19 protein-coding genes are annotated in these 21535 nt (G+C 35.3%); 11 read left to right on the plus strand and 8 right to left on the minus strand.

The window, feature by feature from the left end; translation table 11 throughout:
• Window positions 1-7: 7 nt before the first annotated feature.
• From ispH to H7A25_12190, 8 genes are read left to right on the plus strand one after another with little or no spacing between them, the layout of a single operon-like run.
• Window positions 8-952 carry a 4-hydroxy-3-methylbut-2-enyl diphosphate reductase gene (gene ispH / locus H7A25_12155; protein ID MCP5500652.1) on the plus strand — a complete coding sequence of 315 codons (945 nt, stop codon included), beginning with the start codon at window positions 8-10 and terminating at the stop codon, window positions 950-952.
• A gap of 2 nt (window positions 953-954) precedes the next feature.
• Entirely contained in the window at window positions 955-2670 is a 1716-nt protein-coding gene (locus tag H7A25_12160; GenBank protein ID MCP5500653.1) for a radical SAM protein, read from the plus strand.
• The gene (locus H7A25_12165) at window positions 2670-3410 is read left to right on the plus strand and encodes an EI24 domain-containing protein (protein MCP5500654.1); all 741 of its coding nucleotides are present in this window, start codon (window positions 2670-2672) and stop codon (window positions 3408-3410) included. Before H7A25_12160 ends, H7A25_12165 begins: the two co-directional genes overlap by 1 nt.
• Complete coding sequence (locus H7A25_12170; protein ID MCP5500655.1) at window positions 3400-4290, plus strand: alpha/beta hydrolase; 891 nt, start codon at window positions 3400-3402, stop codon at window positions 4288-4290. Before H7A25_12165 ends, H7A25_12170 begins: the two co-directional genes overlap by 11 nt.
• Window positions 4291-4295: 5 nt before the next feature.
• Window positions 4296-5204, plus strand: coding sequence for a hypothetical protein (locus H7A25_12175; protein ID MCP5500656.1), 909 nt, complete (start codon window positions 4296-4298; stop codon window positions 5202-5204).
• 7 nt (window positions 5205-5211) lie between these two features.
• Complete coding sequence (tilS, locus tag H7A25_12180; protein ID MCP5500657.1) at window positions 5212-6459, plus strand: tRNA lysidine(34) synthetase TilS; 1248 nt, start codon at window positions 5212-5214, stop codon at window positions 6457-6459.
• 60 nt (window positions 6460-6519) lie between these two features.
• Window positions 6520-7146, plus strand: a complete 627-nt coding sequence (locus H7A25_12185) for an ABC transporter ATP-binding protein (GenBank protein ID MCP5500658.1) — start codon at window positions 6520-6522, stop codon at window positions 7144-7146.
• Window positions 7136-7798 (plus strand): heme exporter protein CcmB, encoded by a 663-nt coding sequence (locus H7A25_12190; protein ID MCP5500659.1) that lies wholly within the window; start codon window positions 7136-7138, stop codon window positions 7796-7798. Before H7A25_12185 ends, H7A25_12190 begins: the two co-directional genes overlap by 11 nt.
• 1 nt (window position 7799) lies before the next feature.
• Here the strand turns inward: H7A25_12190 and H7A25_12195 are convergent, their stop codons facing one another.
• The 8 genes from H7A25_12195 to H7A25_12230 form a co-directional block, all read right to left on the minus strand.
• Window positions 7800-9071, minus strand: a complete 1272-nt coding sequence (locus tag H7A25_12195; GenBank protein ID MCP5500660.1) for a hypothetical protein — start codon at window positions 9069-9071, stop codon at window positions 7800-7802.
• Between the two features lie 21 nt (window positions 9072-9092).
• The gene (locus tag H7A25_12200; protein ID MCP5500661.1) at window positions 9093-11177 is read right to left on the minus strand and encodes a thioredoxin domain-containing protein; all 2085 of its coding nucleotides are present in this window, start codon (window positions 11175-11177) and stop codon (window positions 9093-9095) included.
• A 98-nt stretch (window positions 11178-11275) separates the two neighbouring features.
• Entirely contained in the window at window positions 11276-12715 is a 1440-nt protein-coding gene (gene hslU / locus H7A25_12205; protein ID MCP5500662.1) for an ATP-dependent protease ATPase subunit HslU, read from the minus strand.
• Window positions 12712-13272, minus strand: coding sequence for an ATP-dependent protease subunit HslV (gene hslV, locus H7A25_12210; protein ID MCP5500663.1), 561 nt, complete (start codon window positions 13270-13272; stop codon window positions 12712-12714). Before hslV ends, hslU begins: the two co-directional genes overlap by 4 nt.
• Window positions 13259-14167 (minus strand): tyrosine-type recombinase/integrase, encoded by a 909-nt coding sequence (locus H7A25_12215; protein ID MCP5500664.1) that lies wholly within the window; start codon window positions 14165-14167, stop codon window positions 13259-13261. The genes hslV and H7A25_12215 overlap by 14 nt, the downstream gene beginning before the upstream one ends.
• Before the next feature lie 65 nt (window positions 14168-14232).
• Window positions 14233-15744 (minus strand): BCCT family transporter, encoded by a 1512-nt coding sequence (locus tag H7A25_12220; protein ID MCP5500665.1) that lies wholly within the window; start codon window positions 15742-15744, stop codon window positions 14233-14235.
• Window positions 15741-16580: a methyltransferase domain-containing protein gene (locus H7A25_12225; protein ID MCP5500666.1), complete on the minus strand. Its 840-nt coding sequence runs from the start codon at window positions 16578-16580 to the stop codon at window positions 15741-15743. The genes H7A25_12220 and H7A25_12225 overlap by 4 nt, the downstream gene beginning before the upstream one ends.
• Before the next feature lie 4 nt (window positions 16581-16584).
• Window positions 16585-17397: a class I SAM-dependent methyltransferase gene (locus H7A25_12230; GenBank protein MCP5500667.1), complete on the minus strand. Its 813-nt coding sequence runs from the start codon at window positions 17395-17397 to the stop codon at window positions 16585-16587.
• Between the two features lie 485 nt (window positions 17398-17882).
• On the opposite strand from H7A25_12230, the gene H7A25_12235 reads away from it, so the two are divergent.
• The 3 genes from H7A25_12235 (at window position 17883) to H7A25_12245 (ending at window position 21522) form a co-directional block, all read left to right on the plus strand.
• A complete protein-coding gene (locus H7A25_12235) occupies window positions 17883-18707 on the plus strand; it encodes a sterol desaturase family protein (GenBank protein MCP5500668.1) in 825 nt (274 codons plus the stop codon).
• Between the two features lie 156 nt (window positions 18708-18863).
• Window positions 18864-20984, plus strand: a complete 2121-nt coding sequence (locus tag H7A25_12240; GenBank protein MCP5500669.1) for an adenylate cyclase — start codon at window positions 18864-18866, stop codon at window positions 20982-20984.
• Window positions 20985-21075: 91 nt separating this feature from the next.
• Window positions 21076-21522: a hypothetical protein gene (locus tag H7A25_12245; protein ID MCP5500670.1), complete on the plus strand. Its 447-nt coding sequence runs from the start codon at window positions 21076-21078 to the stop codon at window positions 21520-21522.
• Window positions 21523-21535 lie beyond the last annotated feature (13 nt).

Here is a 21535-nt window from a genome sequence, read left to right on the forward strand (position 1 = left end):
GATGAGTATACTTAAAAAAGTTTATCTTGCTAATCCGAAAGGTTTTTGTGCGGGAGTGAAATATGCAATTAGTTATGTTGAAAATGTCCATGAAATGTATCAGGATGAAACAATTTATGTTCGTAAAGAAATCGTTCATAATCGCAGAGTAGTTGAAGATATGCAAAAAAAAGGAATCCATTTTGTAAATGAGTTAAATGAAGTTCCGGATAATTCTATAGTAATTTTTAGTGCTCATGGTGTTTCACCTGAAATTCACAAAATGGCCAAAGAAAAAAAACTTCGCATTGGAGATGCCACCTGCCCCCTGGTTAACAGGGTTCACAGAAAAGCCAGACGTATTAAAGATACCCATCAAATTATCTATATCGGCCATAAAGGGCATGATGAAGCGGTAGGAACAATGGGTGAGGCTGATATGTTTCTGGTTGAAACCATAGAAGATGTAGAAAAGCTTAAAGATAAGATAGATCCAAAGAAACCTCTGACCTACTTAATGCAAACCACATTATCTGTGGCAGATACGAAAGAAGTAGTTAAAAAAATTATTGAACTATTTCCATTTGTCGAGCAACCGGATAAAGATGATATCTGTTATGCTACAACCGAGAGGCAGGAAGCCGTAGTTCAAATGGTAGACCACATAGATGCTATACTGGTTATTGGTGCATCGAATAGCTCCAATTCCTTACGCCTGGTTCAACTGGCACAAAAAAATAAACCAAATTCTTTTCGCTTGAGTTCCGCAGATGATTTAAAAAAAGAAGATATACTTTCTAAGAATATTTCGGTTCTTGGAATTACTGCGGGTGCATCTACTCCCCAGGTTCTTATTGATGAAATTATTGATAAGCTTCGTTCTTTCTTTCCCGATGCTGAAGTAGGTTTCTTTCCGGGTTCAAGAGAAGATGGTATGAGTTTTCGGCTTCCCCGTGAATTATTAAAGGAATAAACTTGAAAGTTCTTATTCTTGATTTTTATGTAGATGAACCTGCCTGCTTCGGAGTTCCACCTTATATATCTCCCTATGTTCGGTATACAGCAGGAGCCCTCGTTTGCGGAGGATTACAGGAAGAAAATATTGATTATCTTTCTGTTGATGCATTACGAGAAAATGCATTCCAATTAGAAGAAGAATATGGATCTATTTTCTTAATCATGGGCTCAACGGTTCCCGGCAAATATTTGGGAGGGAGAATAGGAACGGTAGCAGACTTATATAAATTTTTAGAAAATTTATATAAACAAAACAAACATGCAGTTTGTATCATTGGAGGACCAATTCGCTATGCTTCTTCTGAAATTAAAGAAGAGATAAAGAAGAGAAGAGGTATTTTAGTACGAGGCGATATTGAGCACTATGCAGAAATATATCCTTCCCTTAAAAAGGAACAATTCAAAGAGAAGTTCATAGACAATCCACTAAAACAAAAAAGAACCTACGATGATGTAAACCGTTATGCAAAAAGTGGTGCTTTTATCACTTTAAAACATCCAAATTATCCTTATTTAATCTTAGAATTAGAAACTTATAGAGGTTGTACTCGAGATATATACTGCTCCTTTTGTACAGAGGCTTTTTACGGAAGGCCCAGCTTTCGTGATATAGCAGGGATACTTCAAGAGGTTAAAGAACTATATAATTTGGGAAACAGCTATTTTCGACTTGGAAGGCAAGCTGATATCATGACTTATCTTCCTAATATGCAGGATTTCTCAAATTCTTTTCCGAGGCCCAATCCGGAAAACTTATTAAAACTTTATAGGGGAATTCGAGAGACCGCACCTAATTTAAAGCTATTACATTTAGACAATATAAATCCCGGTTTAATCGCCACCTTCCCCAAAGAGTCAGCTGAAATACTCGATATTATCAGTGAATACAATACTGAAGGGGATACGGCAGCAATGGGTTTAGAATCCATGGATCCTCTAGTTATTCAAAAAAATGACCTGAAGTGTTCACCAGAAGAAGCCAAATTAGCAATCCGGTTGGTAAATAAATATGGTGCAAAAAGAAAAAATGGAATTCCCAAACTACTTCCAGGGTTAAATTTTATCGGAGGACTCCCCGGAGAAGATAAAAATACATTTAAAAAAAATTACGAGTTTCTAAAAGACCTATTAGAAGAAGGCCTTCTTTTGAGAAGAATTAATATTAGACAGGTGATCTTATACGACAAGACAAAGGCAGCCCGTATGGGAAATAAGGTAAATACTATATTAGAAAATCGCTTTGCATACTATCGAGATAAAATTCGCAAAGAAATTGACGAGCCCATGCTGAAGATAACTTACCCTTCCGGTTCTATTCTGGAAAATGTAATCCTCGAACAAAAAAACAATGGCTATTATCTGGGAAGGCAGCTCGGAAGTTATCCAATAACGGTAAAAATACCGGCTCCGAAAAATGAACTTCCATTAAAAAATAAACCTGTAAATATTCTAATTACGGGTCATGCAGAACGATCGATCAAAGGGCTTTCCTATCCCATAAACCCAAACTCTCTTACAGATCTTTGTTATCGAGAAATCCCCGGTATCAGCAAAACTCTCGCTTCTAAAACGATTTTGTCCTCTCCTTTTTCAAATGAAAAAGAGTTCGCAGAAAAAGCTCCGGAAGCCTATCATCATACAATAAAACTTACTAAGGAGATAATATTTCACTAATGTTTCTTTCAAAATATGCTACCGGATTCTATTCCTTTTTTCGAGGTTTTAAAGCACTGAATAAAAACAAGCTCTGGGCTTATGTTTTATTACCTTCTTTTTTGAGTTTTCTAATCGGAACAGGAATTTTATATTTCTCCTATCAGTATTTTTCATCTTACCTCTCAGAAAACTTCATCAAACTAAATTCGTATCTACCCTCTTTGTTACAATTCGGAAATACGAAAACAACGCTTATTCTGGCTAAAGTTTTCGCCCTGCTCTTTTCATTTTTTATTTATGTAATCCTCTATTCTCATCTTGCATCTTTAATGATTATTCCGTTCATAGGACCTCTTCTAACTCGCCTGGAAAACATTTACCTCGGAAAGTCCATCGAGATTCCTCTCTCGAAAGATATTAAAAATGCTTTCTTAGGAATCCTGAGTAGTTTAAAATATTTACCCTTAAGCATTTTAGGTCTACTTTTTAGTTTATTCTTAGGTCCTTTTCAAATTGTGTTCATGATTTTCTGGGAAGGTTATTTCTTAGGTAAAGGAAGTTTTGAATATATGTTAGAAAAAGATACTGAAACTTTAAAAGAGCGAAGTGAAAAAAGAAAAGGTCATAGAACCCAGATGTGGGGACTTGGTTCTGCTCAATTTATCTTCTTAATGATTCCCGTTATTGGCATTGTCCTATCTCCCTGCACAGCGATGGCAGGAGCTTTTTTACTCTATCACGATATTCATGAATCCTGAATATACTAAATTTCAATCAAATGGTTTCAATTTGAGTGTGAAGAAAGTTTATTCATCTGATTCCAAACCAAGCCTTTTGCTCTTGCATGGATTTAATGATAACAAAGAAACCTTTTATTTTATTGAAAAGTTTTTGTCCGAATACTTCAACCTCATCAGTTTTGATTTTAGAGGACACGGAGATTCTGATTGGAAAAAAGAAGGAATTTATCATTATGCAGAATCTTTTTTAGATGTTCATAATATAGCTGAAGAATATTGCAAAGAACCATTTTATCTTCTCGGTCATTCTATGGGAGCGAGTATCGCAGCCCGTTATAGTGGCTTGTTTCCTGAAAGAATTCTCGGTCTTATCTGTCTCGAAGGTTTTATTGGAATTTTACCAAAGGAATATGAGAAAAAAAGGATACAGGATTGGCTTTCCAAAATGCATAGAAAAGGCAATCGCTCTGTGGGACTGCGTTATATGTCTTCTATCGAAGAAGTAAGCAATCGACTCAGTACTGCTTTTCCCTATGTAGCAGGAGAAAAAATTAGTATTATTGCCCAAAATCTTACCCGGAAAACGGATGAGGGAAAATATACCTGGAAAAGTGACCCCATGCTTAAACTGGCAAATCCAATTCCATTTCCTACCGACCTATCAAGAGAAATATGGAAAAATATACAGGCAAAAGTCATCATTCTTTTCGGAAAGAATACACATCTAAAAGCAGATAATATAGAAGAAGTCTTGAGCCATTTTTCCGATCTATATTATATCGAGATTGAAAATGCCGGCCATAATATACATCAGGACCAACCCAAAAAACTTTGCATTGAATTAGAAAAGTTTTTTACAAATAAACTCGGGCTATCAAAGTCGAAAAAAGCTTGGTGACAGAAATGATTTATACACTAAATTCTTCTATTATCCGGAAATACATAGACAAATTTCCCAAAGATTCAGAATACTATCCGGCATTTCAAAACTTACTGGAACTATTCCCTTCTCTAGAGTCCGATAAGAGTTACGAACTCATCTTATCCAAAACCATTTTTGGATATTTTTTATTAACTGGCAGTTTTCAGGCCTATATTTTTTTAAATGGAAAAATGCAATATCGATATGGTTTAAATCTCGTTCAGGATGAGTATATAATCAATGAGCTCCAGGAAAAAAAATATCACGAAAATCTGGTTACAGGTCTAAATAGTGAAATTTTACAAAAATGGAAAGTCCTTTCCTTGCAACCGAACTACCAACTCTACAGACTTGATTTCCTCGAAGGAAAATACTTAGCCACACTTATTTTTGTAAATCCGATCCATGCAACTCTTTCAACTTATGATATAACTCCTATAAAAAACCTGGTTGAAAATTATTTTTGTTACAAAGCAGCTTATTCAATACATGAGTACTCCAATATTTTTTCATCTCTGAAACAACAAATTATCTATGATATAAATAAATCTTTTAATGATGGTTGTAATTTCTGTGTCTTTACAAGGTTTCAAATACAGGATCTTTTAACTTATTATCCGGTTATGGGAGAAGATAGTGCACGAGAAGTACTGGATAAGATAATGGATATAATAAAAAATAAGTTGGAAGACAATGATATTTTATACCGGGTGGGACAAAGGAACTTTTTCGTGCTGAGCAAGGAAGAATCAGAAAGTTCAGTGAAGAAAAAATTTGGAGATTTATTTTTTCAACATAAATACATTATCATAAACTTCCGAGCTCATTTTTTTAAAATACCAAATAAAATTACAGAAAACAGTGATTTCTGGCCTGAACTTTTTAAATAATTAATTAATGAATATATCATCCCAAACATTGCAGTTATTTCAAAAGCTCTATGAGAGTTTAAAACCCTATCACTCATTTATTTCAAGCAATACTGCTATTCTTGCATATTCCGGCGGAAAAGACTCCCGCCTTTTATTAGAATTTTATAATTATCTATATATTTCGAATCTATCCCCTCCTCCTATCCTTTTCCATTTAAATCATAATATACGAGATACCCGTGATGAAGTAAAAGAGATTCATACCTACCTGAAGGCAAATTTTCCTAATTTTATGTTTATTTATAAGAGTTCTAATATACTAAAGTTATCAAAAAGAATAAAAAAAAGTCTGGAAGAAACGGGGAGACTCGTACGCTATAAACATTTAAACCAACTATCTAAAAAGTGTTCCGGTTATATTCTTACTGCTCATCATATTGAAGACTATCTGGAAACAGTCTTGATAAATTTAATTCGTGGTTCCGGAGAAGCAGGTTTACGTTCTTTACCTGTTTATTCAAATAATATATTTCGACCTTTCATGCTATTACCAAGAGAAGAAATGCGGCAAATTTTAGAAATGGAGAAGTGGCAGGTTTTCGAAGATGAAACCAATTATTCTCAGAACTATTTACGAAACCGACTTAGAATTACACTCACTCCCCTATTGTACAGAGAAGGCTTAAACCCATCCAAATTATATAAAAATTTCCACAACTCGGAAGAACCCTTTTTTTCTCATCAAAGAATAGAAATACCCACTTACATAAAAGTTTTTTTAGAACCTATAGAATGTATTCAAACCAATACACTAAAAAAGATTCTGGATAACTATCTTTCCATCCTGAATCTCCATCCAATCAGAAGGGAAATTTTACTGGAACTGCAAACATTACTACAGAATCATCAATCTTTTACAAAAGAAAATGTAGAAACCTACTTCTGGAAAAGTGAGAAATCACCTCTTTATATTATCCCAAAAAAATCCGGAGTCTTTCAAAATCCAAGACTAAACGTTCAGAAAGATAAAATAGAAATAGAATGGAACAATTCCAGCAAGAACTATCCTTCTTATCTAACACTTAATGTTTTCTCCAAAGGACTCAAAATAAAATCGGGAAAAATTCATAAAGAAATTTCTGAAATCCTGAGAACTGCTGAAATTCCTTTCCCGGTCAGGCCCTATATTCCTATTTTATTTAATTCAAATGAACCAGAAGTCATTCTTTTATCCCTGTGGAATCGGGATTTAAAAGATTTTTTTTCCCGATAGTTTCCACTCTTCCAAAAAACCAATTGAAAAATTTTTCAGTTTTTTTTTTCCTATTTTCTAATGCCACAAGAACTACTTTCCTGTAACAATCTATCTTACCATATAGGCTTTAAGAAGATATTGAAAAATGTCTCTTTTCGACTGTATGAGAATGAATTAATATCTCTGGTTGGAGACAACGGTAGTGGCAAATCCAGCCTCTTGAAACTAATTCTTTCCCATAAAAAATATACCGACACGTTCCAATGGAAAGTAAGCTCCCCCAAAAGACAACTCATATCTTATCTCGGACATGAACCGGGTCTGTATTCTTCCTTGAGTCTCAAGGAAAATTTGAGCTATTTTAATGGTATCCAAAAGATAATCTGTCCCGAAGAAACCATTCAATATTATCTTCAGCAATTTAACTTACAAAAACGCTATCTGGATCCGATTCATGAATTTTCGAGAGGAATGAAACAAAAAGCCGGTCTAATTCGCTCCTTTATCTCCAAGCCTTTACTACTCCTTCTAGACGAGCCATTCAGCGGCCTGGATAGGAAATCCGTCCAGCACCTTGTGGAAATTTTAAAAGAAGTAAAAAAAGAAAGTACGGTTATCCTGGTAACCCATCATGTAGACTTAATTGAATCGATTTCAAATCGAACATTTTATATGAAGTCAGGAGAGTTAACACTTGGCTCTTAAAGAACTAATTTTAAAAGAATTCAGGCTAATCGGAAGAGCAAAGAATGGGATCCTTTCCATGTTCGTTCTTATGCTTTCACTTATTTTCATTTTTCACTTCTCCCTCGAAAGGACAAATCCCTTAAGTCAGGAAAGTCTCATTGGTTTAAAATGGTCTATTGTTTTTATTCTATCTTTCGTGTTTATCGGTCAGTCGAATTGGGAAGAAAGAGAAAGTGGTGCCTTCTGGATAAACCAGATTTACCTTCCATCTCATTATCCATTTCTGGTTAAATCATTCGTGATCTGGCTTATTCTTCTGGTTATAGAAATTGCTTTACTTTTCTTATTCTCAGTATTTTTCCAAAGCTTCCAATTAAGTTCCAAATCTATTTTCCATCAGCTTATCTATCTGACCCCGGGAACTTTATCCCTTTCTTTTCTTGGTAATATGTTGAGTAAGATGAGCCATGCGACTCGTTTAAAAGAAATAGTCTTACCTTTACTTCTCATTCCTCTTTCCATGCCGGTTTTAATTTTCGGTATGGAAGCTGAACAAAAAATTCTACACCAGGATACATATAATGTTTCAACTTTTCTGATTATGCTTTTCTTTACCGTTTTTTACGGTTCCCTGGGTTCTATCTTTGTAGAAATTTTCCAGGAAGAGTAAATCAATGTTTTAGCATATTGGAAATTCCATCCAGATCTTTTACTGCTAAATCCATATCAACGATAGCCTGAGAAATTTTTTCAGAATCTTTAGATACCTGTTGAATGGTTTCAGAAATATATATAACAGCAGTATAAATATCTTCATGGGCTCCTTTTTGCTCCTGTAAAGCATAATTGATACCTGCTGTTTTATCATTCACAAGCCCCGATTGTTCTAGCAAAGCATCCCGAATATTTACCAGATCTTTCAATAAAGATGATACGGTATAAATCTTACCGATAACACCTTCTATTTGTTTTACAATTTTCTGAAACACTTCGTTGGTTTTTTCAATTCTATGCCGACTTAAAGAAATATCATGATTATTTTTCTTTACATTATCCTCGATCTCTTTAATACTACTCGCAGTTTGATCTGCTAATTTAGAAACTTCCTGAGCGACTACTGCAAAACCCTTACCGTATTCTCCCGCTCTGGCTGCTTCAATAGAAGCATTCAGCGATAATAAATTAACTCTGTCCGAGATTTCTTTTATAATAGTCACAATCTGGGTGATTTTTTTAGAGCTCTCCGTAATATTATTAATCCCGGCATTCATATCCCTAAGAGCATGTTCTCCTTCCTCTACCATCACCGAGATTCCTTCTGAAATCTGTATGGTTTCAATGGTGTTATCATTGATTTCTTCAATTTGTGTTGATAAATTTTGAATTTTATCAATTAATTCTGTAAGTACTTTTAAATTTTCTTCGGATGATGCAAATATATGCACCATATTTTCATTAATTTCATCGAGAGCTGCCGAGATTTCTTCCGTAGAAGCTACCTGTGACTGTACCTTCTGAGTATAGTCTTTATTTCGAATATTTGCCTGTTCATAAGTATACGACATTTTATTTGAGGTATCTTTTAAAACCGTAATCATACTTTTTTGAAAAGAAAGCATTTTGAAAAAATTCAATAAAATTTTATCCAGTTCTTCCTTTTCATTCAAGGTAGTAATATCCAACTCAACACTCATATCTCCTCTCGAAGACTTATCCAAAAGGTAGTATAAAATATCAAGCTTATCCTGCCTCTTCTTTTGCCAATTATAAGTAAGGATATAAAAGAGAAATATACAAATAAGAATAATCAGATGAATTCCATGGCCAACAATTGAAAGAGAACTTTCTGTTCGAAATAACCATAGAACTTCTGATAAAAAAACTAAAACTATAATAGATAAAGCCAAAACTTTTAAGAAAATAAAACTCTTCAGAACACTCATCTTATTTGTTCTCCTTTTATTTTATAAATGCACACCTTCATCCATGCTAAACTGTGCATTTAAAACTTGCAAAGCATCAGACATTGAAAAAATAGGAAGCTTACAGGAATTATTTTCGCAAATATACAACACAAAATCTTTTTCAGTTTCTCTTCCTTTTAATAATGGAATTAACTCGGAATTTATAGACAGTTCATCTTTAGTTGAAACAGCAAAACTAAGTCCCGGAACAAAATGAGTATAATATACGTTTAAAATTTTTTGCAGTTCTTCATTCTCTTTCTCCCCGATAATGATAATTTCTCTGGAAGGACCACCGGTATATAGTAAATAAACTTTTAATAAAAAGGCATGACTCATACCATATTTTTCCAGATCTTCTTTAAAATAGGAAAAGAGACTTTTTAAGTATCCATAATACTTTTTATGACCGTAGCGACAGAGTTCCAATAATACCATGGCCATTGTGCTATTACCGGAAGGCTCAACTCCATCATAGGATTGAATGCTACGCCTGATAAGTACCTCCGCATCTGAGCCGGTTTCAAAGAAAGGTCCAAAACCCGAATAAAATAAACGAATAGATTCATCTGTTAAAAATACAGCCCGTTTCATATAATCAATATTAAAGCTTATCTTATATAGTAAAATAGAAACATAGGCTAGTTCAGCATAATCAACCAGGTAAGCCGGGATAGCAGATTCTCCTTCCCTGTATCTTCTGAGCAACCTTCCTTCTGAATTAAAGAGATGTGTGTTAATAAACTCATAATGATTCTTTGCTTTTTGAATCAGGCTTTCATCAGAAAAGGACATACCGGACTCAATTAAAGCCCGAATATAAAGACAATTCCAGGAAGTTAAAACCTTGTCATCCCTTTGTGGTCGAATCCGTTTATTTCTTTCTTCTAATAAACTCTTTCTTACTTTTTCTTTTCTTGCAGACAAAGAAGAGTCTTCTTCCTCCGGAAGAGGATATATTCGAAAATTCTCATTCAGTATATTCTTTCCTTCAAAGTTACCTTCTTCTGATAAATGCCAGTATGCAGAAAAAAATTCTGCATCAGTTCCCAGAATTTCTTGAAAATGAGATAAGTCCCAGAGATAAAACTTCCCCTCTTCTCCTTCGCTATCTGCATCCTCAGCCGAAGCGATTCCACCCTCATCCAGAACCAAATCACGTTCTACATAATTGATTACATCTAAAGCTGCCTGTTTAAAAATTTCTCTTTTTTCTAACCTATAAGTTTCAGCTAATATAGAGATAAAAAGAGCATTGTCATACAACATTTTTTCAAAATGAGGAACAAGCCACATACTATCAGTAGAATAACGACAAAGCCCTCCTCCTACTTGATCATAAATTCCTCCTTTCTTCATAGCCAGTAAAGTCTTCTCAACCATCTCCTTAGCTTTACTATTTTTTGTTTTTATAAAATAGGAAATTAAAAAAGAAAGTCCCATACTGGGAGGAAACTTGTTACTGGCATTCGTCTTGAATCCAAAATAAGTTTCATCATAAAAATGATTATAAGTTTCATAAGTTTTCTGAATGCAGGACTCCGAAGGAAGCTCTTCTGATTGTTGTTCTCGAACTGAAGATTGAAGAAATCGAAGCATTTCTTCTGAAGCTTTTATTATATCTCCTCGCTTTTCTTTCCAGGTAACATGCAAAATTCCTAATACATCTAAAAAGCTCTTTCTACCATATCTTGGTTCTGAAGGAAAATATGTTCCTCCAATGACAGGAATTTTCTCAGGGGTCAAAAACATATTTAAAGGCCAGCCACCCTGACCTTCCATCGCCTGCAAGGCATCCATATAAATGGAATCTATATCCGGCCTTTCCTCCCTATCTACCTTGATAGATACAAAATGCTCATTCAAAAAATCCGCAGTTTTCTTATCTTCAAAAGATTCCTTTTCCATCACATGACACCAATGGCAGGTTGCATAACCTATAGAAAGAAACACCAGGCAATCTTTTTCTCGGGCTAAGTTAAAAGCTTCCTCCGACCAGGGAAACCAGTCTACAGGATTATAGGCATGTTGTAAAAGGTAGGGGCTTTTTTCGTGAATCAGACGATTCGGAATTTTACGTTCCATTCGCACAATGTAAAACGGCTTTTTAAAAAGTCATTTAATATTTTACATATAGAAGAACCTTTTAAAGAAAGTAAGGCTCTTACAGGAGCCTTTACATTTTAAAGTATATACTTGCTTAAATCTCTATCTTCTGCAATTCCTTTGAGTCGATTCAATACAAACTCTGCATCAATCACCTGGTGCTTTTTATCTTCCGGAAGTTCCGGTGCTTCAAAGCTTAAATCTTCTAATAGTTTTTCTAAAATTGTATTTAAACGTCTGGCTCCGATATTCTCCGTCTTTTCATTGACATCAAAAGCAATTCTCGCGATTTCCCGGATAGCCTCATCTTTAAATTCAAGAGTAACTCCTTCTGTCGCCAGAAGAGCTTCATACTGCTTAGTCAAAGAAGATCTGGGAGTACTTAAGATATTAACAAAGTCTTCCATAGAAAGCTTATCTAATTCCACACGTATAGGAAATCTTCCCTGAAGTTCAGGAATCATATCAGAAGGCTTGGAAATATGAAAGGCCCCGGCTGCAATAAAAAGAATGTGATCTGTTCTGACAGGCCCGATTCGAGTACTGACAGTGGCTCCTTCCACAATAGGAAGAAGATCTCTCTGTACTCCTTCTCTCGAAACATCAGCTCCGGAACGAGATTCTTTACCGGCAATTTTATCAATCTCATCCAAAAAGATAATTCCCATTTCTTCCGCGCGACGCACCGCTTCTCTTTGCATCTTTTCCTGATCCAGTAGCTTCTCTGCTTCCTGATCAGCAATAATTTCTCTTGCTTCTGAAATAGGAAGTTTTCTCTTCTTGCTCTTCTTGTTCATCAGATCACCGAGCATATTCTGAAGTTGATTATCCATATCTTCGAAATTGCCGGCACCAAAAACCTGGAACATCGGCATCCCACCACCGGCACCCTGAGGCTCAATTTCGATTTCGATTTCTCTTTCATCAAGCTTACCACTTTGAAGCTTCTTTCTCATTAAGTCTCGAGTTTCTAAATAACGCTGCTTTCTTTCTTCATCAAGGGTATTATTTTCCGGATCGAAACTACCCGGACTGGAAACAGGTGCATCGGGAATCAAAATATCTACAATAATTTCTTCTGCTCTCTTTCTTGCTTCTTCTACCACTCGTTTTCTAAATTCAGCTTTTACCAGGTTTAAAGAAACCATAGCCAGATCACGGATCATAGATTCCACATCTCGTCCGACATAGCCAATCTCGGTATATTTAGTTGCCTCGACTTTTAAAAAAGGTGCATGATACAACTTGGATAATCGTCTTGCTATCTCAGTCTTTCCTACACCGGTAGGACCTATCATGATAATATTTTTTGGATAAATTTCTTCTCTGAGACTTGAATCCAGTTTACGTCTGCGTATCCGATTTCGAATTGCAATTGCCACAGACTTCTTCGCATTCTTCTGTCCTACGATGTGCTGATCCAGTTCTTCAACAATTTGTCTCGGAGTTAAATCGGGTTCTGGTAATTCGTAACTTATAGCCAGTGGCTTATTTTCATTTTCCAATAATTCTGTCATTTCAGTTCTTCTATCAATATATTATGATTTGTATATATACATATATCAGCAGCAATGTTCATTGCTTCTTTTACAATTTCCATAGGTTCCAATTCGGTATGTTTATACAAGGCTCTGGCTGCTGATAAAGCATAGTTACCACCCGAACCAATAGCTAAAATTCCATCATCAGGTGAAATTACATCTCCCGTTCCGGAAATGAGGAAAGACTCTTCTCTGTCAGCCACAATTAATAAAGCTTCCAAACGCCGGAGCATCCTGTCTGTTCTCCATTCCCTGGCCATTTCAACCGCACTACGAGAAAGACTCCCATTATATTGACTTACCTTTTTCTCAAAAATCTCAAAAAGAGTAAAAGCATCAGCAGCAGAACCTGCAAACCCGGATAAAATCTTTCCTTCGTGGAGAAGGCGAATTTTTTTCGCACTATGTTTCATGACGGTATGTCCCATAGACACCTGGCCATCACCTGCAATGGCAACCTTACCATTTTTCCGAACACAGAGTATAGTAGTAGAACGTATGCGTCTTTCTTCTTTTGAATTATTTCCTGGCATGTGGATGAGCATTCCTATAAATTTCTTTTAGCCTTTCATTGCTTACATGGTGGTACATCCGCTCGTTGCTGGTAGACTGTCCGAGCATTTTTTGAACTTCTCGAATGTCCTCTCCTGCATCCAGTAAATCCCTGGCGAAAGTATTCCGAAACCTGTGAGGGGTAACCTTTTTATCCATACCCATCAGGTTTTTCCTTTCATTCAAAATATAGCGAATGCCCCTTGTTGTAAGCCTATTGCCTTTCTGATTCAAAAATATAAATTCTCTATCAGTGTATTCAACTTTTCTGAGAGTAAGATATTCATCAAGCACCTTTCTGGCATTTTCTCCCAGAGAAATAAAATGACTTTTCTCCTTTTTTCCGAAAACACGTAAAATTTTATTATCTTCAGACAGATCCTCAAGCCGGGCATTCACCAGCTCAAATACCCGAATCCCACTGGAATACAATATTTCTAAAATGGCCCTGTCTCTTTTTTCTAATAAGAAGGCTGAAGAAGAACGATAGTCATTCTTCTCCTTTCTTCCTGATTCTTTTTTGGGGCCTTCATTTTTGTATAAAAACTCAATTATAGAGGTATTTTCTCCATAAACCCGGTTCAGATAAGAATAAAAAACTTTGAAGGAAGAAAACTTTCGACTTCTTGTTTTTTTCTCCATTCCGGAATTCTCCAGGTGCTGAAAATAGGATATGATTTGCTCCGGAGAAGGCGAAAAAAAAGAAATTCTTCTTTCCTGACAGTATTCAAGGAAAAATTTTATGTCTCTCTGGTAGGCAATTAGCGTATTTTTTGAATAGTTTTTTTCTTTTTCTAAAAAGGTTTTAAAGGTTTCGATTGGTTCAAGAATATCTAAACCCATCTTATCCGGAAACTGTATCTGTTTTTCCTTCAAGTAGCTTTCTCCCGGTACAAAGATCGGTCAAATGCAGGATTTTCTATGAAATATTTCCACAAAATTTAGGTTCTATTCTTTCGGGATGCTAAGTCTTCCTTTAGAATCTTCAACAAAGAAAACACGATAGCCAATAGGATAAAGGAGAATGGTAGGGCAATTACAATAGCGGCTGTTTTTAGAGCCTTTAAACCACCCGTGAGTAATAAGGTAATAGCGATAGAGGCCTGCAAAACTCCCCAGGTAAATTTAACCGAGTTTTTGGGATTCATATCTCCCTTAGAAGATAGCATTCCCAAAACAAATGTAGCAGAATCCGCAGAGGTAACAAAAAATACAATGATTAAGGAAGTAGCAATAAATCCCAGAAAAGAACCCAACGGAAGCTGAGCCAGAGAAAGAAATATAGCTGTTGTTTCATTTTGCAAAACTGCTTTTACAATTCCGGCATTATGAAACATTTCATAAAACAGAGAAGAACCTCCAAGAGCCGAAAACCATAAACAACCCAGCAAAGTAGGAGCCAGCATTACTCCTACTACAAACTCCCGAATCGTTCTTCCCCTAGAAACCCTTGCGATAAATGTTCCTACAAAAGGTGCCCAGGCAATCCACCAGGCCCAATAGAAAAGAGTATTTCCAGCCAACCACTTTCCTCCGGTGAAAGGATTCATACGAAAACTCATGGGTATAAAGTTTTGAATATACGAACCTACCGTGGTTGTAAAAAGCTCGATAATAAAGTTTGTAGGACCAACAAAAAAAATAAATAAAAAAAGCAGTGCTGCAATAGTTAAATTAGTATTACTTAATATTTTGATTCCTTTATCAAGCCCGGTCATAGCCGAAATTAAAAATAGCACAGTTGTAATAATGATTATAAATATGGTTATCGATTTTCCTTCCGGCAAACCAAATAGATAATGTAGACCCGCATGAATTTGCAAACTACCAAGGCCCAAAGAAGTAGCTACTCCAAAAGCCGTAGCGATGATAGAAATAATATCAATCCATTTACCGGAAACTTTATCCACATTATCACCCATTAAAGGTCTCAGGGTAACACTGATTAGACCGGGTTCATTTTTGCGAAATTGAAAAAAAGCAATAGCAAGAGCAATAGTAGAATAGATAGCCCAGGGGTGCAGGCCCCAATGAAAAAACGAATATCGAAAGGCAAGTCTCGCTGCATCATTTGTGTATGGATCCGCCATTCCCATCGGAGGTCTCGCATAGTGTATCATTGGCTCAGCAACACCATAAAAAACCAGACCGATGCCCATTCCGGCTGAAAATAGCATGGCAAGCCAGGTAAAGTAAGAATAAGCAGGTCTATCTTCATCTTTACCGAGCCGAATTTCAGCATAGGGTCCAAAAATAAGATATATACAAAAAATCAACATAATAAATGTCGAGATAAGATAAAACCATCCAAATTTATCTATAGAAAAATTCAGAGCCAGTCCGGCCCATTTTTCCAAATCCTCAGGAAGGAATAGACCGAAAAGCACGAATATACCGATAAGAAAAACCGAAACAGAAAAAACGTATTTATCAACACCCGAATCGTCTTTCATACTTTTTTAAAATGCAAGATACCCCAGTTTAAGTTTCCACTTTCCCCGGCTTTTATCCAGGCATTTAAACCTTGTTTCATTCTATCCATATAATCCTTAGAGCATATTCCGTTTGTCAATTCCTCATAACGCTTTGTAACTTCTTCCAGAATACGAGTATAATGTCTGATTAGATTTTCAGTTAAATCAACTTTTTGAATTAAAGATAGACCATATTTTCGTCCGAGGTCTTCATAGTATTCAAAATAGCCCATAGACTCCAGATGGATACGCTCTAAGACAGGTTTTAATTCTTCTTTTTTAGCGTCTTTTGACTGCATGGGATCTGTGAAAATAAATTCAGCTCCCGGTTTTAAAACCCTTGATACCTCTTGAAAAACTTTTTCTTTCTTTCCACTATGCAGGATAGCATCCTGTGACCAAACAATATCATAACAGGCATCCTCAGATGGAATTTCTTCAAAGCTTCCATCGATTACCTTTACCAGTCCATCCAGTTTTCTTTCCTTATTAAGGTTACGATTTCTTGCATTTTGCTCTTCACTGATATTCAGACAATCAACTTTACAGGAGAACTTTTCTGATAAAAACCTTGCAGAACCACCATAGCCGGCACCTATATCAAGAATCTGTTTGGTAGGATCTACATTTTCCAAGTAGGATGACATTTTCTCAACCGTCCTCCTACTTGCTGAAAATATGGATTCCTCTGAATGCTGATAAATCCCTACATGAATATCTTCTCCGCCCCAGACATGGAAATAAAAGGCATCTGCATCACCGGAATTGTAATAGGTTCTGGCTGTACTTTCAACTTCTGTATAAGAATTCGCCATATTCTTACTCCTCGTCATATTCATCCGAATATCTTTTTTCAGCTACATGTATAAAGAAATCAGGGTCTTCCTGATGATAGGTTTCCTGGAAGTCTCCATAGGTTTTGATGGTTTGGAAGCCTACTTCATGTAGAAGTTTTCTTGTATAGTTTTTTCTGAGTGGAAACATGTTTAAATTATATACGGAGCCATCGGGAAATTCATACTTAAATCTTGCAAGACCTTCATCCACATGTTCTGGCTCTGCTTTTACATTTTCCCCGGCATAGTAATAGGTATGTTTGGAGGAAAAACCTTTATCGACTATCATATCGTAGTTTCTTTGATCCAGAATAAGCACACCATCATGTCGTAAAGCAGCATAAAATTCTGCCAGAGCTTTTCTTCTATCCCTCTCCTCGAATAAATGAGTAAAAGAATTTCCGAGACAGATCACAGCATCATATTTTCCGTGTATATCCCGATTTAACCATCGCCAATCAGCCTGAACCGTTCGAAGAATCTTTCCCCTCTTACGTGCATTTTCAAAAGCGCGAGACAACATCACAGGACTTCCATCTGCACTGGTTACCTCAAAACCGGCTTCTAAGAGGCGTATAGAATGAAATCCCGTTCCTGTCGCAACATCCAGAATCTTTTCTTTACCTCGTTTCTTTAATTCATCAATAAAGAATTGTCCTTCACTGGCTGCTCTTGCATCCCAATCTATAAGTTCGTCCCATTTCTCAACAAAAGTTTGTACATACTCTTTTTTATAATGATCTGTTTCTCTCTTTTCTATCGGATTATCTCCGTAGTCCTGGTACTTTACGTTCATATAAACACCTTCCCTTGAAAAGTAGCAGGTACAGTCTTTGTAGAAAGACTCTAGTTCATCAGGTATTAAAGTATTGTCATCTTACAAATGCCACCAGAGACAATCTGGCTACTGACATGATAGCATTCGGGTAAAACCGAAAGTCGATGAATAACCTGCGTTATTCTTTTGTATGTTGTTTTGACCACTAGTCTAAAAATAGCTGTTTTTTGCAAGAAAAAAAGTTCAAGATAGATGATAAATTATAGTATTCATTCATGGATAAAAGAAGTATTTTATTTTATTTATATATTACTTACCTTATATTTAAATTTTTTTCTTCAATATATCGAATTAAAAAGCAAAGGGAAAACTAAAAAAAACCTTGCTGATTTTGAAATCTAGAACCTTTATTCAAAATCCGGTAGAATAGGATTAAAAACTATGATACATTGTTTATTGAAGTATTGTAAAAATTAGTCAAACTATAAATAGGAGAAAAATCTATGCCCCTTCCCGAAAACTTTGGTACTGTAAAAGTATACTTTACCGCTTATTTGTTAATGTCGTTACGTTACGTTCTATTTGCAGGACTTGCCAGTTTCATCGTTTGGAAATTGCTGGGAAAAAAACTACAGCACAGACTTATCCAACAACAAAAACCCGAAATGAAAAAGATTCTTTTCGAAGTACGTTATTCTTTCTTAACTTTTTTAATATTCGCTCTTTCTGCTGTCGGAATCTACTACGCCAGAATCAATGGTTATACTCTTATGTATTTGGATATTTCCCAATACGGTATTCCTTATTTAATTTTCAGTACGGTAGTATTGATCCTGGTTCATGATATGTATTTTTATTTCGGTCACAGGCTTATGCATACGAAGCTTCTTTATAAAAAAGTACATCTTGTACATCACAAATCAACCAATCCTTCTCCCTGGGCTTCCTTTTCTTTTCATCCGTATGAAGCTGTTATCGAAGCGGGCATTATACCGATCATGGTTTTTGTGCTTCCCTTGCATCCTATTGCCATTTTAAGTTTCATTTTATTTATGACCGGGATGAATGTGTTGGGACATCTGGCTTATGAATTATTTCCTTCCGGGTTTACAACGCACCCCTTCTTTAAGTGGCTCAATACAAGTACCCATCATAATATGCACCATAAACATTTTAACTGCAACTACGGTCTTTATTTCAACTGGTGGGATAGAATTTTTAATACAAACCACGAGAAATACCATGAAAGATTTGAAGAAGTGGCCAATCGCCCCAAAGTTGAAGAAGAAAAACTTAAATTAAACCGCATAGCTTCCGAACCAATTTAAGACAAGTCTACGACAATAACATTTCTATAAAAGTGCGACTCATCATCGGGTCGCAGTCAAGAACCAAAAATGACTTTTTTATTTACTCTAAATTTTTCTTTTACAAAAAGTTTTATCCTGAGAAGAATGTAAAAAAATACTCTTCAGGGATTTTCAATGTCCAAACTTCGGTTATTTATCTTTATCACATTTGTTTCTATTTTCGCCTGCATTCCAGTACAGGCCACAGGAAGCATTGTTGTAGACTCCCAGTTTCAGAAACTGGTGTTGGGTAAATATTTAGAATACTATGAAGATAAGACAGGAAAGCTTACGATTGAAGAAGTGAGCAATCCCGAATTTGCAAAGAAATTTATAAGAAGTAGAGTTGACAAACCAAATTTCGGTTTTACAAACTCTACTTTTTGGGTAAAGTTTCAACTCACTTTTAATATATCAAAAGAAAAAGAATTCTTACTAGAACACAGTTACCCAAATTTAGACAATATCCAGTTTTACTCGTACGAAAAGAATACATGGCGAAAGAGACAGACAGGAGACCATTTCATTTTTCAACAGAGAGATTTAAAAAATAAAAATTTTATTTTTAAGATTAAGGCCATTCCGCGAGAAAAAGCTTTATATCTCATGAGATTACAATCGACCGGATCCATGCAAATCCCATTAACTCTATATGATAACACGATATTTATAGAAAATCTTAATAATGAAAGGTTTGCATTAGGATTCTATTATGGAATTATCTTTGTTATGCTGGTTTATAACCTGAGCTTATTTTTTTCATTAAAAGACTCTACTTTTATCTATTATGTACTATACTTATTTAGCTTTTTGTTGGTTCAGATGGGATATAACGGAATTTCATTTGAATATCTCTGGAATAATTCTCCTATTATGAATTCTTTTTTACTCCTTTTTATATCTTTTACCGAAATATTTTTATTTTTATTTACAAAAAAAATTCTAAATATCAATTCAAATTTTCCAAAACTAAATTTTCTCTTTTATGGATTTCTTTCAGCATTTAGCATCCTCGGGTTTTGTAGTTTAAACACTTCAATTTATTTCTTTACCTCTCTGGGTCTTGCTACTTTGACCATTACCGGCCTTATGTTACTATTTATATCCGGTTTGCATATTTTTTTAATAGGATACAAGCCGGCTCGTTTTTATATTCTCGCTTTTTCGACACTCATCCTCGGAACCGTATCCTTCGGATTAACTCTTTTAGGAATTCTTCCAACCAATATATTTACAGAAAATGCTATGCAAATTGGTTCTGCCTTAGAGTCCATACTTCTATCTCTCGCCGTTGGAGACAAAATTATGTTCATGCGAAAAGAAAAGGATCTGGCTAAAAATGAACTCATTCGAACCCAACATGAATCTATAAAAAATAAGAAAAAACTCATTCAATCTTATGCTCGCTTTGTTCCTGAAGAATTGCTTCGTTTTTTAAATAAAGATATCATAACTAAGGTTAATTTGGGGGATGCCGTTGAAAAGAAGATGACTGTTCTTTTTTCGGATATCCGATCATTTACTACAATCTCTGAACTCATGACACCCGAAGAAAGCTTCCATTTCATAAACTCTTACTTAAATAAAATTGCACCCTGTATTCGTAAATACAACGGCTATATAGATAAGTTTATAGGAGATGGAATCATGGCTCTGTTTCCTCTAAGTCCAAAAGATGCAATTCAAGCCGCGATTGAAATGTTAGAAGAGTTACATCTCTTTAACCAGGAAAGAATGAACAAAGGACTGGAGAAGATTTCTATAGGAATTGGAATTCATACCGGAAAACAAATGGTAGGAATAATCGGAGAAAAAGAACGTCTCGAAGGAACTGTGATTTCTGATGTAGTAAATACTTCCTCAAGATTAGAAGGACTGACCAAGGCCTACTCCTGTTCTTTAATTATTAGCAAAGATGTATTAGAATATTCTAAAGATATTACAGAACTATCCTATCGCCTTTTAGATACGGTTAAAGTAAAAGGCAAGAATCAATCCGTAAAAATTTATGAAGTCCTGAATGGAAATTCGAATAGGATAATTGAATTAAAACTCAAAACCAAAAATGACTTTGAAACAGGAATAGAAAACTATCAACAAAAGAATTTTGAAATCGCAGTAGAATATTTTCAAAAAGTAAAACGATTGGACCCGAAAGACAAAGCCTCCGAACTCTATCTTACACGCTGTGAATTTTATTTAAAAAATGGAGTCTCACCTGATTGGGACGGAGTAGAAAAACTGGATTTTAAATAAATTTTAATGTTACGAATATATCTATCTTATCTTTTATTCGCATTCAGTCGAATTCTCTATTAGCTTACTCTAAATAAATAGGATAGTCTAAATGACAGATGACATTGAAAGAAAGAATGAAATTATATACGACCGAATGGTCAAAAAATTAAATTGCAAGCACCTTATCTATGGAATGTACGACTATGATGAAAACGAACTGATTATAGATAATCTGGATAAGGTCGCAATAGAAGGAAAAGTCTTTTTCTATCAGGAGTATAACAGCATCTGGGATAAAAATGAAGAAGAATCACCGGGCTTAGAACCCATAAAAATAAAAACTGGCAAAGCGGAAATAGAAATTCCCATGCCTATAGCAAAAGGAAAAACCTTTACTAGTCCCGTTGTGGAAAACCCCAACTGGCTAACCATAGCCAAACTGGCAGATGAGATGATCCAGACAACCGGGGATTTTCATCACGTTTTCTTAGAAGGGATAGAAATCTTAGAAGAAAAAAACTCCATTAAAAAAGCAAGATTCCGCATGGGTTCTTAGAAAGTTATAGCCA

The organism is Leptospiraceae bacterium (genome assembly GCA_024233835.1).
Lineage (GTDB): Bacteria > Spirochaetota > Leptospiria > Leptospirales > Leptospiraceae > JACKPC01.